Source organism: Xylella fastidiosa, from assembly GCF_011801475.1.
GTDB classification, from domain to species: Bacteria; Pseudomonadota; Gammaproteobacteria; order Xanthomonadales; family Xanthomonadaceae; genus Xylella; species Xylella fastidiosa.
Window position 1 is genome coordinate 1,774,901 of sequence record NZ_CP044352.1, and the last position, 14,177, is coordinate 1,789,077.

Genomic DNA, 14,177 nt, shown 5'->3' on the forward strand with positions numbered 1-14,177 from the left:
TGCACTTTATGGATACCGTTGTGCTTGCCTAAGATGGAGTGATCATTTCTCTGCTAACAATGGCTAACAACATCGGACACAGTCCAAAGCGCGCCGCTGGACAGGGTAGTGTTGCTAGCCAGCGCGCGTTCATGAGCAAGCCGTTCCCAGGTCCTATATAGATACAAACCGATTCTGCTCCTGAGTCACGCAGGGCCATGGACGCTCAACGTACAGTGTGCTCCCGCATGATGGCGCGCCAGCCAATATCACTGCGCTGGAATGCGTTGGCCCAATGCAGCGATGCCACACCGCCATAGGCATGCCGCTGTGCTTCGGACACATTGCTTCCGAGTGCGGTTACACAAAGCACACGCCCACCTGCCGTGACGACGCGTCCCGCCACGTCGAGAGCGGTGCCCGCATGAAATACCTTCACATTGGCTGGGAGCGCGTCCAAGCCAGAGATGACCTCCCCGGTGATAGGCATTTCAGGATACGGCCGTGCCGCCATCACCACACCTAGCGATGGGTGCGGGTCCCACTGCGCCTGCACCTTGTCAAGATCGCCATTGAGTGCCGCTTCAATCAGATCCAACAGATCTGATTGCAAACGCATCATTACCGGTTGAGTTTCCGGATCCCCAAAACGTACATTGAACTCAATGACTTTGGGAGCGCCATGGACATCAATCATCAGACCAGCGTAAAGAAATCCCATGAACGGCGTACCGTCAGCGATCATCCCCGCCACGGTTGGGTTAACGATCTCACGCATCACCCGCGCATGGATCTCGTCCGTGATGATTGGTGCTGGTGAGTAAGCACCCATGCCCCCCGTATTCGGGCCTATGTCGCCATCACTGACGCGCTTATGATCTTGCGAGGTGGCCATCGGCAGCGCGTGTGTGCCGTCGACCATTGAGATGAAACTGGCTTCTTCTCCATCAAGATATTCCTCAATGACCACCCGTGCCCCTGCATGACCGAACGCATTGCCGGACAACATGTCACGTATGGCCGCTTCAGCCTCGGTCACGGTCATCGCCACAATGACACCTTTACCTGCCGCCAACCCATCGGCTTTGATGACGATGGGGGCACCCTGCTGCCGCACATCGCTGATTGCAGCGTCGACATTGGTATGCACCGCATAGCGCGCCGTGGGGATACCGTGACGAGCCATAAAGTCTTTTGCATAGGCTTTACTGCCCTCTAACTGTGCGGCGGCGGCTGTCGGCCCAAAAATACGCATCCCGGCGGCGCGGAAGCAATCAACAATGCCCGCTACTAGTGGCACTTCAGGACCTACCACGGTGATGTTCACCGCTTCACGCTGTGCCAACGCCAACAGCCCGTCCAGGTCGGTGACCTGGACGGGTGCATTACGGCATTTAGTTTCTGTAGCAGTGCCTGCGTTACCGGGCGCCACGATGATTTCAGAGACACGTCGAGAGTGGGCGAGTTTCCAGACCAGCGCATGTTCACGGCCACCAGAACCAATAACAAGGAGTTTCATAGGGAATGAAATGAAAGAATGGAGAGAGAAGTGGATTGCAGCATGGCGTTCGCATCAATGGTGTTGTGGGAAGCGTCCTGGTCTGTCACGGTTGGTTTTGCTATTTGCATCGGATGCATTGCAGTACTTGTGTCATATGCAGCTATTCAAGCCAAAAACACATTGTCAAGCATCCGCGGAACCCATTTCCGTTCAATGCCGGAAATGCCGTATCCCTGTGAAGACCATGGCAATGCCGTGTTCATCAGCCGCCGCGATCACCTCGTTATCGCGCATCGAACCGCCCGGTTGAATCACTGCCTTGATTCCAGTCGCGGCAGCGGCATCAATGCCATCGCGGAATGGAAAGAACGCATCGCTGGCCATCACTGAGCCTGTGACAGCCAAATGTGCATCGGCTGCCTTGATACCAGCGATACGCGCTGAATACACGCGACTCATTTGTCCGGCGCCAATACCAATCGTGCGATTATCCTTGGCGTAAACAATGGCATTTGACTTGACATACTTGGCGACATGCCATGCAAACAACAGATCACGTTGTTGTGCATAGGTGGGAGCAAGCTGAGTGACCACCTTCAGTGCACCCGAATGGATGTTCAGACTGTCGGCGCTTTGCACCAATAGTCCAGAGCCGATCCGTTTGAAATCATAGCGATTCATCGCGCCAGTGCTGGGGATACGCAGCACGCGCACATTGGCCTTCTTGGTCGCATAGGCGAGGGCGTCTGCATCGTAATACGGCGCAATCAATACCTCGACAAATTGACGGTCTAGAATGCTTTGCATAGTGACCGCATCTAACGTGCGGTTAAAAGCAATAATGCCGCCAAATGCACTCGTCGGATCAGTGGCATACGCTGCTTCATAAGCATCACTGCACGCCGTCCCGACTGCGACGCCACAAGGGTTGGCATGTTTGACGATGACGCAGGCCGGCGCTTCGAATTGACGTACGCATTCCCATGCGGCGTCGGCATCGACCAGATTGTTGTAGCTGAGTCTCTTGCCTTGGAGTTGCTTGAAGGTGGCCAGCGTCCCAGGTTGCGGATGTACATCGCGGTAGAACGCACCGCTTTGATGCGGATTTTCCCCATAACGGAGATCTGTCATCTTTACGAAGGTATTGTTTAACTGAGTTGGGAATTCATGGCGCAACGGCAACGTTGTGTGCATGTCGGACACGCTCGAAAGATAGTTGCTGATGGCCGCATCGTACTGGGCAACGTGGTTGAACGCCGCCACGGCCAATGCGAAACGCTTTTCGGCGGAAAGCTGGCCGTGGTGCGCCTGCAGTTCAGCAAGCAGATCAGGATATTGATCCGGTGACGTTGCCACAGCCACACGCGCGAAATTCTTTGCCGCCGAGCGCAGCATCGCCGGGCCACCAATATCAATGGTGTCCACTGCATCGGCCAGCGTGCAATCTTTTTTGGCAGTGATCTGTTCGAAGGGATACAGATTCACTATCAGCAGGTCGATTGGTGCGATGCCGTGTTTGGCCATCACGGCGTCGTCGATGCCGGCACGTCCGAGCAAACCACCGTGTACCACGGGGTGCAGTGTTTTTACGCGGCCGTCCATCATTTCCGGGAAGTCTGTCAGGTCGGCCACATCCTGCACTGGGAGACCAGCCTCGCGGATGATTGTCGCGGTCCCACCGGTAGACAGTAATTCAATGTTGTAGGCCAGCAGCACGCGTGCCAACTCGACCAACCCTGTTTTGTCGGAAACAGATAACAGTGCACGATGCACGGGCAGAAAATCGGATGCCATAAAGCAAAACCGCCGGGAGTGGAGTGAGGTAGCATTGTAGGTCTTCCCAGTGTCAGGATGGGATCCTGGAATGCCTGGGTCATTGCTCTCAACGCACCGGACTCTTTCCAGGTCAAACGGTTTTGTTTTATGGAAGAACAAAGGTTTATTGCCGCTTTGAAAGTTATTCCAAAGCCGATGGGTAGGCCAAGTAGGAGATATTCTGAAAGACGAGTGATGGTTGAGGCTAGTTGCCTTGATATGCTTTTTCAGGCGCGTCACGTCCGCCTGATCCAATTTTAAGTGAAAGCGATTGCCGTATTTGGGGTTTGGACCGCAACGATTTCAAGATGGGTCCAGGTGTACTTTGCAGAAGCTTGTTGGAGAACGGGTACAACCAGTTGCCGATCTACAGCAATCTTGCGTTGGCCATTGTCACCTTGTGCCTCCACTACATGAAGATGCTTTTGATGTCACAGGCTATTGTCGATGGCATCAGGCTACTCACTGCAGATGTGAGTGTCGACAAATATGCAGCAGCGAAGTTAATTCATAGGTCGTAGCAATCTACTTCTTACCAGTGCTTCAGCTTCTAAGGGGTACCTGAACAGTCTGTGTCCGCAATTTGCGTTTTCCTGTTTTTACCTTGAGATCAACGCGCTCTGGAGTTTTTCTATTTCTGCTTCGCTAAGCAGTATTTCCCCTGAAAATGGGGCAATCCCCCCGGAGGGTATTTGGGGTTCATGCAGATCCATACATCTTATCAGTGTACTGGTTACTGAATTACTATTTTTACCGAGCCCAAATATAGGATAGGGGAGATTTTTTGTATTGATAAGAGTAATTGCGTTTAATGCAACATTCCATTTATTCAGACAGATTTCCTTATTCGCATTGATCAATGCTATCTGCGCCTGTGAGCTTTTATATAATAACGCAGACTTGAACTCAAACGCTTTAAGTCTGTCAGAAGGCAAATACCCAACAGGTTTTGTTTCCCCGTTTTTGCTGGTTGCCAGTCCGTCTATTTCTGATATTAACTTACCAGAATTATCTTTAAGAACCAGTAAGTTGTGCCCAAAAAGTCTCGCGATTCTCAGTTGAGAGAGAATAATGCTGTAATCAGCATTGTCGTTTTCTGATTTCATTATTACTCTCTAATTATATATTTTTTTTAGGGAAATTTTACTGCAAATTTTTAGTCATGCACTTATTGAAACATCATCTTATTTAGGAATAGTTAATAAAAGCACGCTCTTAGCTTCACTGGCTTAACGTAGTGTTGCTCATGAGCAAGATCAGCACAATATTGTCATTGTCATTGTCATTGTCATTGTCATTGAAAACCCTGTTGCCGCCATGCCTCAAATACCATCACCGCGACGGCATTGGAGAGGTTTAAGCTGCGGCTTTGTGGTTGCATCGGTAAATACAGGCGTTGAGACTCCGGGATGGTATGCAACACAGTGTCTGGCAAACCGCGGGTTTCCGGACCGAAAATAAAAGCATCTCCCGTGCGGAAAGTCGGGGTGTCATAGCGCACTTGGCCACGTGTACTGAGCGCAAATAGGCGTCGTGGTGCGATTGCAGCCAGTGCACTGCTCAGGTTGGGATGTACCTGCATCCGGGCGTATTCGTGATAGTCCAATCCAGCACGCTTGAGTTGCCGGTCATCCAGATCAAAACCGAGTGGTTCGATCAAATGTAGCCGCGCGCCAGTATTGGCACACAGGCGGATGACATTGCCGGTGTTGGGGGGTATTTCGGGCTGGTACAGCAGCACATCGTAGAGAGGCATGGACATGAGATCAGTGTAGCGTCAGCGTCGAGGCAGCCACTGTTTAATTTGTTCGGCGCATCTTAATGAGCAGAGTAACGCATCAATGATGGTGACGCTCTGAAGGTTTGAGCTTGAATTCTCTAACCACAGGTAATACCACCATTGCCAAGTTCGACGATTACGGCACAATCAAACACTTCGATGCATTTATTGTAGAACTGTCCTATGCGTGTTTTGATCCTTGCTTTGTGTTTTGTGACCACTCTTTCTGCCTGCACCTGGGTCCCGATTGAATCAGTTGGAAAAACAGTGCGTGTATTGCCCTGGGGGACGGTGCCGAGTGACTGCCAATCACAGGGTGAAATTACGGTATCCGTCAAGAATAAAATTGGGTTCTATACACGGAATGCGTTACGTGTGCAGGATGAGTTGGAAACCCTGGCGCGTAATGAAGCCCCTTCAATCAACGCCAATACAGTTCAAGCGCTGGGCCAGCCTGTTGACGGTACACAGCGATTTGTGGCGTTCCGTTGCGGTGGTCGCTGATGTCACAACGCGGCACAGGTGGTAGTGGCACTAGTCTGGAACACTATCAAGGTGCATTAAAAGCGTTTAATCGCTAAAGTAACTTTTAATTAAACTGCCGGAAACCTCTTTTTGGAATCTGGCTCTATTTTTTTATTTACTTTAGCGTACTCATTTTATGCTCTTCAATAATGTCTCGATTGCGGGACTGGCTCACATTGATGCCCCGTGTACACTCACGTCGCAGGAAATTAACGCCCGTTTGCAACCGATGCTTGAGCGGATTGGCATTAAAAGCGATGTCTTCGCCGATATTGTCGGCATCAATGCACGCCGGTTGTGGAATACCAACGTACAGACCTCCGATGTTGCAACGATGGCAGCGCGTAAAGCATTGCAGGATGCAGGGGTGGCTGTGGACCGTATCGGCTTGGTGGTCAACACTTCGGTGAGTCGCGATTACCTAGAACCGTCCACTGCTTCGATTGTCTCCGGCAACCTTGGTGTTGGCGAGCAATGCATTGCCTTCGATGTGGCCAATGCCTGCCTGGCCTTCCTAAACGGCATGGACATTGCGGGACAAATGCTGGAGCGTGGGGACATTGATTATGCCTTGGTGGTTAACGCCGAGACTGCTAACCGTGTTTATGAAAAAACGCTTGAGCGGATGAGTGCCCCAGGTGTTACCGAGCAGGAGTTCCGCGAGGAAATGGCGGCCTTAACCCTGGGGTGCGGTGCGGTGGCGATGGTACTGGCGCGTACCGCTTTGGTGCCTGATGCACCTCAATACAAAGGGGGAGTGACCCGCTCTGCGACTGAATGGAACAAGCTATGTTGCGGGAATCTGGATCGCATGGTTACTGACACCCGCTTGATGCTCATTGAGGGGATCAAACTAGCAAAGAAAACCTTTGTTGTCGCCAAACAAGTGCTGGGTTGGGCGGTGGAGGAGTTGGATCAGTTTGTTATCCACCAGGTCAGCCGCCCACACACTGAGGCGTTTATCAAGTCATTCGGTATTGATCCCGCCAAGGTGATGACCATTTTCCGTGAGTACGGCAACATCGGCCCCGCTTCTGTGCCGATTGTGCTGAGTAAGCTCAAGGAACTGGGCCGTCTCAAAAAAGGTGACCGCATTGCCTTGCTGGGTATTGGTTCGGGGCTGAATTGTTCTATGGCAGAAGTTGTGTGGTGATTCCAAAATGGGCCGATAGGCACTTGATCTTGTAGAAATGACTGAGAATCTTTCGGATTTTCCCAGCATGTTCATTCCTTACAGATCAATGCTCAATGCAACCGCACGCATGGAAAATACAGTCGTGCCCACCTCAAGACATTGTTCTCAAGCGTATCTGGGCGCCACCTCCGCACTTCTGCTGCCTTGGAAATCAAAATGTGGTGGCACCTCAAGACAGGCGTTTCGATGGCTTGGATCCAGGCAAGTCATTTTCTCTGTACGGATCTGCACCATACCGATGTTGCTTGCGCCTCCTTGGAACCGTTTAGAGCATCCTTCAAAATGCAGCGGTGCACCGGAGAACAGTGCATCCTGCATAAACCAGCTTTGGTGTTTTGGCGTGTTGCTGCGATCCCCATCCCCTAAGTGGTACTCCTAAGTGGTACTTGTTAAGCCACGCTAGCAACACTCCAGGACATGATGTAATGCAGAAGATCTTAAGGCTGACAACATGACTTCTCCGGTGGCTTTCCCCTCAACGTGCCAGATGAGATACATGTGATACGCCCGCCAGCGGCACCAGAACAAACGCTGTGCATTGATCACCCCTTGATTCACCTTGCGATCTAACGACGTTCCTTAACTGCCCACCTGTCAGGTGGCCTGAGTGAAATAACACCCCAATGCCGAGTCAATACGACCATCTGGATCGCGACGCACTGATCCGCTTGCTACAGCGGCGAGACGCCGAACGTCAATTGGGACTGGTGTGGGAGCGCGACGAGATCGAAGCAGATGCGGCAGTGAACGATGATTACGTAGCCTTGTCATTGGATACCAGCCTGAGCCACGGCGCTGCCCCCTGGCCCAACCTGATTATTGAGGGCGATAACTTTGACGCCTTACGCGCCCTGCGCATGACGCACCGCGGTGCGATCCGCTGTATCTATATCGATCCCCCGTACAACACCGGCAACCGCGACTTTGTCTACAACGACTGTTTCATTGACAAGACGCACCGTTACCGCCATTCACTGTGGCTGGAATTCATCTATCGCCGTTTGCAGCTGGCCAAGGAACTTCTTGCCGATGATGGCGTGATTTTTGTCAGTATTGATGACAACGAATTATTCCGCTTGGGGATGTTGATGGACCGGGTGTTTGGACATGATCATTTCATCGCCAATGTAATTTGGCAGAAGATTTTTTCTCCAAAGAATACAGCTCAACATTTTTCTGATGATCACGAATACATCCTCGTTTTTGCAAGAAACCGTACTTTATGGAGATCGAATCCATTACCGCGTAGCGAGACGCAGGATAAGGCATACAAAAACCCAGACAACGATCCGCGTGGCCCTTGGACTTCTGGCGATTTATCGGCAAGGAATTTCTACAGTTTAGGAACTTATCCGATTACCTGTCCTTCAAATCGGGTAATTTCAGGCCCGCCACCCGGGATGTATTGGCGGATATCAAAAGAAAAATTTGCTGAGCTTGATGCCGACAATCGCATCTGGTGGGGAAAGGATGGTAATAACACGCCACGGCTCAAACGTTTTCTTAATGAAGTCAAGCAAGGCATTGTTCCTCAAACGCTTTGGACTTACAGCAATGTGGGACACACACAGGATGCAAAAAAACAATTGCTTGATGTCTTGCAGTTTGAGTCTTCGAGTGATGTTTTCTCTACGCCAAAGCCAGTACAACTGATGGAGCGGATTTTGCGTATTGCCAGTAATCCTGGAGATACAGTGCTCGATTTCTTTGCAGGATCTGGAACATTTGGGCAGGCCGTCGCCAAACTCAACGCCGAAGATGGCGGTCACCGCAAATTCATCCTGATCAGCAACACCGAAGCGACGCAAGCACAACCAGACAAAAATCTATGCCGTGATGTTTGCGCTGAGCGCCTCCGGCGCGTGCTGGGCGGCTATACCAATACCAAGGGGCAGGCAGTCCCCGGGTTGGGCGGTGGTTTTGCTTACCTGCGGGCACGCCGGATTCCGCGGCATCGTCTTACTATGAAATTGGACCATGCCGAAGTGTGGCATGCGCTGCAACTGCTGCATGGCAAACCACTGACACCGTGGCCGGCATGTGGTTTTACTGTGGATGGTGAATCTGGCGATGTCCTGGCTTACTTGGCGGATTTCCGCGTGTCTTCCATCACAAGGTTGGATGCATGGCTGGCTGGTGCGACAGCTGGGGCTATGCTGTATAGCTGGGCGCCGGAGCGTTTAACCGAACGCATCGGGGGGCTGTCTTGCTTGCCGATTCCCCAATATTTGCGCGCACGCTTCGGACGTTGAACAGGCCTGCCATGCTCAACAATGTTCGGGATCCCTGCATCGTTGCTGATGACCGCATCGTACTGAGCGACATGGTGAAACACCGCCACGATCAACCCAAAACATTTCTTCACCGCATGCCAGCATCACTGCCCGTTTGTGCAGAGTGTCTTGCTTGCTGGTTCCTCCCTCGCTGCGGTGATGCTTCGGAGATTAATCATGCCTGCCACGCTTAAAGAATTTCAGGAAACCTTGTGTGCGGGGATCGTTGCCCGTTTTAACCAAGTACGTCGTTTGTACGAACAGCTTGCCGGTGCGCCACCGGAGCAATGGACTCAGGCACGTTGCAACGATGCCGTAACCGTGCTGTGCGCCCCCACCGGTGCGGGTAAAACATTGATCGCGGTGGAAACAATGCGCCGTGTGTCCGCCACAGGTGAGCGCGTTCTGTGGTTTTGGTTTGCGCCGTTCTCTGGACTTGTGGAGCAGTCGCGTCAGGTCATTGCGGCGCAGGCGCCGGAACTGGATGTGTTCGATCTACAGTCAGATCGTTGTTGGGAAACGGTGCGTAGTGGTGGTGTTTTTGTCGTCACCTGGGCCGCTGTGGCGGTGCGCAATACGGAAGGCCGTCGGGCGCGAACCCACGGCGACAGCGGTATGTCACTGGATGTGTTGCTTGCGTTGGCGCGTGAAGAGGGCGTCCGCATTGGGTGTGTGGTGGATGAGGCGCACCATACGGCGCTGTCTGGCCATCAAGCGCGTCTCTTTTTTCAGTCTGTTCTGGCGCCAGATTACGCGCTGCTGATGACGGCCACGCCGCGTGATGCAGATGTGATGGCATTTGAGCGTGCGACGGGTTACATGGTAGGCCAAGCGGCAGAGTGGGCGATGGTCAGCCGTTTCGATGCGGTGCAGGCTGGGTTGCTCAAATACGGCGTGCGTATGGTGCGCTTCATTGCGCAAGATGGGGATGCGGCACAATTGATTGACTTTGAACACCTGGCCTTGCGTCAGTGTGCCGAAACACATCGGATGATCAAGCGTCTACTGGCTGATGCTGGTGTGGCGTTGACGCCGCTGATGTTGGTGCAGGTGCCGGATGGCCGTGCGGCACAAGACGAGGCACGGCGTTTTTTGACGGAGCAATTGCACTTTGATCACGAAGCAGTACGGATACATACGGCCGATGAACCGGATCCAGCGTTGTTATCCCTGGCCAACGATCCTACTGTGGAAGTGCTGATTTTTAAGATGGCGGTGGCCTTGGGATTTGATGCGCCACGTGCGTTTACCTTGGCAGCATTGCGTGGTGCTCGGGACCCTGCATTTGGTATCCAGGTGATTGGCCGTATCGTGCGCAAGCATGCGTTGCTGCAAGGGCGCGTGACTCTTCCGGAGTCGTTGGATTACGGATACGTTTTCTTATCTAATGCGCAGTCTCAAGAAGGCTTGCTAGACGCAGGGCAGCAGATCAATACATTGACGACCCAGAGTCCCGAGCTGGGCACGCAGACCGTGGTTACTGTCATTGGAGAGCACTCGCACGTACAAGTGGTGCGTAGTGGTGAACCATTGAGTCTGCTGGTTTCGCCCCAGGGCGTGGCGTTGGATGCGGTGGAGCGCACTTCACAGATGGCGCCGGATGCGCTCGGTGACCCACTCATTGAGGAAGGATGGGAACCCTGGACGCGTGCCGCTCAGGGGATATTGGAATGGGTCGGCGCTCAGCCGGGACACCCGCGAAAGGATGCCGCCGCATCAACAACATCGACTGTAAACGCATTACTGTGTATGGGGCAGGGCGTGTTCAAACACTACCGACGTCGTGAAGATGCACCTGCCATGTTGCGTAGTGAACGCTTGCCTGATCCTCCTGCAGATTTTGAGGCACAGCTAATGGATTTCATCGATTTTAATGACACTGTACTGGCGAGCCGTTTTCGTGTCCGTGAGCGTGTGATGCGTGTTGAATCGGCGCTGTTCTCCGGCGTGCAGCACAGTGAGGAGGAGTGCCAGACTGATCTTTGGGCGACGCTGGCTCCGGTAGCGGTCGCCGAAAAGGCGGAGCAGATACGGTTACGTTTGTCTGAGGCGAATGACCGGGAGTTGCAGTTGCGTTTGCTGGAGAAGTTTCGTCAGGCCATTGAGCAGAGCGGTTCTGAACCTCCGGAGGATGAGGAGCTGCTGTTGCAGCAATTGGAGCTGGTATTGATCCGTCATCCTGGGTTGCTACGAGTGGCCTACCGACGTTTCCGCCATGCTCAAGTCGCTGATGTCGCAGTGCCGCTGCCGGCTGAGTTGCATAGCGATATGCCTCTACAGAGGGCGCAGCGCGGGCTGTATGGGGTATTTCCACAGGGCCTCAATCAAGATGAAACTGCAGTGGCGCAGCAACTTGATGCAAGCCCATTGGTGCATTGGTGGCACCGTAATCCTGTACGCCGTCCCGAATCGGTGGCGCTGTATCGTTGGGACGATGGGGAAGGGTTTTACCCTGATTTTGTTGTGGCCATGACGCAGCGTAATACGCATGGACAGATTGCATTGTTGGAAGTCAAAGGGGCTCATCTGTGGGGGGAGCCGCGGGAGGTAGAAAAAGCGGCTGCGGTCCATCCGGAGTATGGCCGGGTGTTTATCGTGGGCCGACAGCGCGGTGAGCGGGTGTTCCATCACTTGCGAGTATTAGAGCATCGTCTAGAAACAGACGGCGTTTTCACATTGGATCGGTTACGTCACGTATGAGCTATCACGATTACCCCTTTCTCTCGCAGTGTTTTGAGGTCCGTCCGGGAATCAGGATGCGTTATCTGGACGAAGGTCCGCGTGACGCAGCGGTGGTGGTCATGCTGCATGGCAATCCTTCGTGGAGTTATTACTGGCGTCACTTGGTGGCAGCGTTGCGTGATGGGTATCGTTGTATCGTTCCGGATCACATTGGTATGGGGCTGTCAGATAAGCCGGGGGACGCGCCGGGTGTGGTGCCACGTTACGATTACACGTTGCAATCTCGCGTGGATGATTTGGATGCGTTGTTGCGTCATGTGGGTATTGACGATGTCACGCCGTTGACGCTGGCAGTACACGATTGGGGGGGCATGATCGGGTTTGGCTGGGCGTTGGCGCATGCTGTGCAAGTGCGGCGCTTGGTGATTACCAACACGGCAGTATTTCCGATGCCGATGTCTAAGAAGATGCCGTGGCAGATTGCCTTGGGGCGTGATTGGAGGTTTGGTGAATGGATGGTTCGTGGGTTGAATGCTTTTGCACTGGGTGCGGCCTGGTTGGGGGTGGAAACACGGTTGCCGCGTGCGGTGCGCCGTGCCTATTTGGCACCCTATAACAGTTGGGCCAATCGGATTTCGATCATCCGTTTTATGCAGGATATTCCGTGTGCTCCAGGTGATCGTGCTTGGCCGTTGTTAGAGGCTACCGGCAAGGCACTGCCCAACTTTGCTGATCGTCCTGCGTTCATTGGTTGGGGGATGCAGGATATTGTGTTTGATCATCATTTTTTGGATGAATTCTGCGCTGCTTTGCCGGGTGCGCAGGTGCAAGTTTTTGATGATGCCGGTCACTATGTTCTGGAAGATAAGAGCAGTGTCCTGGTGCCGGCGATTCGTGCGTTTCTTGATGCGCACCCATAGTAATAGGTGCAATTGCATGTGTGGCGGATTGTGTTTATTTGCGGGCAATCCTGTCGGTAGTGCTTGTGTGCCGCGCCATGCAGTGTCGTGATTAAGTAAGTGTGTAGTGAGGCTCAAGAGGTAGGGGGAGGCAGGAAGTCGCGATCAGGGATAAGGGCGCTTGCCTGTATTGCGTTGCTGGGTGTTGTGGTGCGGTGCTGGGAAGGTCGCCGCCGTATTGGTGCTTGCGGATCAAGGGGCATGACTGATTGCCGGTGTTGGTGTTGCTTGTATCGTGATTGTGGGTCGCTATTTTTTTGAAAAGCAGGCACATGGGAGGGGCATGATTGGATCATCCTGCGGGTGTTGCTGGCGGTTGCGGTGATGTTGTTTACTCGTTCGGCAGTGGGTTGCGTTCTGCGTTGGTCACGCCTGCCCAGTCGGCTTCGGTCAGCAGGTGTAGTCCGTGTGCTCGCCGTGATGTGTCGCATTGTTGGCTGCGTGTGCCGAATTCCAGGGAAGCAGGGACGGCAGCACATACGGAGGGACGCCGCTCATGGATCGTACAGCGGCTGCGATACCCGATCTGCGCATCCAGTGCGATACAGCGTGGATGTGTTTGTGAGGTGCCGTGCATGACCCGTTCGTGGATACGCAGTGGTTCGGTGAGTTCTATCGGGACATTGCCGCCTAGTGCCGGATCGGCTTCGCTCCAATGAAAGCTGACGCGGAAGTAAGCGCAGCAGGCGCCACAGGAGAGGCAAGGATGCGGCATGGGAATCCAGTGTTTATGGTGTGGATGGCTCAGTGGTGCAGTATTTTGAGGCAATCACTGTTTCATACAAGCACGATGAGGTTATGACAGGTGTTGTGCGTTGCGTGGTTTCACTTGGGTATGTTTTCTTAAAGATGCGGTGATGCGTTTTATTCTCTAATTTTTGTTATGCCGTGTGTGATGTCTTCCGGTGTTAGCGGTGATCAATGATTGGCCTGCCATGTGTTGGCTGGCGATGTTACGCATGAGAGTGATAGCTGTGCTGGCAGTTTTTAGTTGCTGGAATGTGGTTTTTGCAATGGGTTGCAGGTTTCAGCGGTATGGGTTGGTGGGCGCGGCAGTGTGTGATCAATCAAAGCTGTCTGCTGCTGTGTCGTGTGGAGTCAATCATGAGTGGGGTATGTCTGCGTCCGAGCAGCCATAAGGTGATCTATGTGGCGATTGAGGTTTAGTCGCATGGTGTGTCAGAGAGGGGATACGGTGCGCAGTAACCTAGGTGTAGATGCTTGGTCATTTATCTATTCATGCTTGCTCTTGAGGCAGAGGGATGTTTTATCGGCAAGGTGTTGTGGCTTGTGCGCTGTATGTAGGCCATAGGGTGTTTGGTGTGAGGTGATTAGGGCGGTCATATCATCATTTTTGTAGTCGCTGTGTCGGTGAAGTGCGGGATGGGACATGCTGGGGCTTGGATTATTTTTGCATAGGGTGTCGTGCCATTGATGTAGATGGAGCGACTTTGCCTGGGCTTCTGAA

At 52.9% G+C, this 14,177-nt stretch carries 10 protein-coding genes; 5 read left to right on the forward strand and 5 right to left on the reverse strand.

What is annotated here, in order from left to right; genetic code table 11:
• Positions 1 to 205: 205 nt before the first annotated feature.
• The 4 genes from purD to F7G16_RS07930 form a co-directional block, all read right to left on the reverse strand.
• Positions 206 to 1,498, reverse strand: a complete 1,293-nt coding sequence (gene purD / locus F7G16_RS07915; protein ID WP_004089504.1) for a phosphoribosylamine--glycine ligase — start codon at positions 1,496 to 1,498, stop codon at positions 206 to 208.
• Between the two features lie 192 nt (positions 1,499 to 1,690).
• Positions 1,691 to 3,274 carry a bifunctional phosphoribosylaminoimidazolecarboxamide formyltransferase/IMP cyclohydrolase gene (gene purH, locus F7G16_RS07920; protein ID WP_004089506.1) on the reverse strand — a complete coding sequence of 528 codons (1,584 nt, stop codon included), beginning with the start codon at positions 3,272 to 3,274 and terminating at the stop codon, positions 1,691 to 1,693.
• Between the two features lie 620 nt (positions 3,275 to 3,894).
• Positions 3,895 to 4,401: a hypothetical protein gene (locus F7G16_RS07925; RefSeq protein WP_004089511.1), complete on the reverse strand. Its 507-nt coding sequence runs from the start codon at positions 4,399 to 4,401 to the stop codon at positions 3,895 to 3,897.
• A gap of 188 nt (positions 4,402 to 4,589) precedes the next feature.
• On the reverse strand, positions 4,590 to 5,057 hold the full coding sequence (locus tag F7G16_RS07930) for a tRNA (cytidine(34)-2'-O)-methyltransferase (protein WP_004085473.1): 468 nt from the start codon (positions 5,055 to 5,057) through the stop codon (positions 4,590 to 4,592).
• A gap of 201 nt (positions 5,058 to 5,258) precedes the next feature.
• Between F7G16_RS07930 and F7G16_RS07935 the strand changes: the two genes are divergently transcribed.
• From F7G16_RS07935 to F7G16_RS07960, 5 genes are all read left to right on the forward strand, one after another.
• A complete protein-coding gene (locus F7G16_RS07935; RefSeq protein ID WP_004572836.1) occupies positions 5,259 to 5,579 on the forward strand; it encodes a DUF4156 domain-containing protein in 321 nt (106 codons plus the stop codon).
• Positions 5,580 to 5,736: 157 nt separating this feature from the next.
• A complete protein-coding gene (locus tag F7G16_RS07940; RefSeq protein ID WP_004572837.1) occupies positions 5,737 to 6,753 on the forward strand; it encodes a 3-oxoacyl-ACP synthase III in 1,017 nt (338 codons plus the stop codon).
• Positions 6,754 to 7,418: 665 nt separating this feature from the next.
• The gene (locus F7G16_RS07945; RefSeq protein ID WP_004572839.1) at positions 7,419 to 9,047 is read left to right on the forward strand and encodes a site-specific DNA-methyltransferase; all 1,629 of its coding nucleotides are present in this window, start codon (positions 7,419 to 7,421) and stop codon (positions 9,045 to 9,047) included.
• Positions 9,048 to 9,245: 198 nt separating this feature from the next.
• Positions 9,246 to 11,768 carry a DEAD/DEAH box helicase gene (locus F7G16_RS07955; RefSeq protein WP_004572840.1) on the forward strand — a complete coding sequence of 841 codons (2,523 nt, stop codon included), beginning with the start codon at positions 9,246 to 9,248 and terminating at the stop codon, positions 11,766 to 11,768.
• A complete protein-coding gene (locus F7G16_RS07960; protein ID WP_004572841.1) occupies positions 11,765 to 12,670 on the forward strand; it encodes an alpha/beta fold hydrolase in 906 nt (301 codons plus the stop codon). Before F7G16_RS07955 ends, F7G16_RS07960 begins: the two co-directional genes overlap by 4 nt.
• Before the next feature lie 370 nt (positions 12,671 to 13,040).
• Here F7G16_RS07960 and F7G16_RS07965 read toward each other — a convergent pair whose 3' ends face one another.
• A complete protein-coding gene (locus F7G16_RS07965; protein ID WP_004572842.1) occupies positions 13,041 to 13,424 on the reverse strand; it encodes a YkgJ family cysteine cluster protein in 384 nt (127 codons plus the stop codon).
• Between the last annotated feature and the right edge of the window lie 753 nt (positions 13,425 to 14,177).

What these genes read in the sequence shown, in the direction of transcription:
- purD (WP_004089504.1), bottom strand. Translation starts at nt 1,498, where the DNA reads ATGAAACTCCTTGTTATTGGTTCTGGTGGCCGTGAACATGCGCTGGTC.
- purH (WP_004089506.1), bottom strand. Translation starts at nt 3,274, where the DNA reads ATGGCATCCGATTTTCTGCCCGTGCATCGTGCACTGTTATCTGTTTCC.
- F7G16_RS07925 (WP_004089511.1), bottom strand. Translation starts at nt 4,401, where the DNA reads ATGAAATCAGAAAACGACAATGCTGATTACAGCATTATTCTCTCTCAA.
- F7G16_RS07930 (WP_004085473.1), bottom strand. Translation starts at nt 5,057, where the DNA reads ATGTCCATGCCTCTCTACGATGTGCTGCTGTACCAGCCCGAAATACCC.
- F7G16_RS07935 (WP_004572836.1), top strand. Translation starts at nt 5,259, where the DNA reads ATGCGTGTTTTGATCCTTGCTTTGTGTTTTGTGACCACTCTTTCTGCC.
- F7G16_RS07940 (WP_004572837.1), top strand. Translation starts at nt 5,737, where the DNA reads ATGCTCTTCAATAATGTCTCGATTGCGGGACTGGCTCACATTGATGCC.
- F7G16_RS07945 (WP_004572839.1), top strand. Translation starts at nt 7,419, where the DNA reads ATGCCGAGTCAATACGACCATCTGGATCGCGACGCACTGATCCGCTTG.
- F7G16_RS07955 (WP_004572840.1), top strand. Translation starts at nt 9,246, where the DNA reads ATGCCTGCCACGCTTAAAGAATTTCAGGAAACCTTGTGTGCGGGGATC.
- F7G16_RS07960 (WP_004572841.1), top strand. Translation starts at nt 11,765, where the DNA reads ATGAGCTATCACGATTACCCCTTTCTCTCGCAGTGTTTTGAGGTCCGT.
- F7G16_RS07965 (WP_004572842.1), bottom strand. Translation starts at nt 13,424, where the DNA reads ATGCCGCATCCTTGCCTCTCCTGTGGCGCCTGCTGCGCTTACTTCCGC.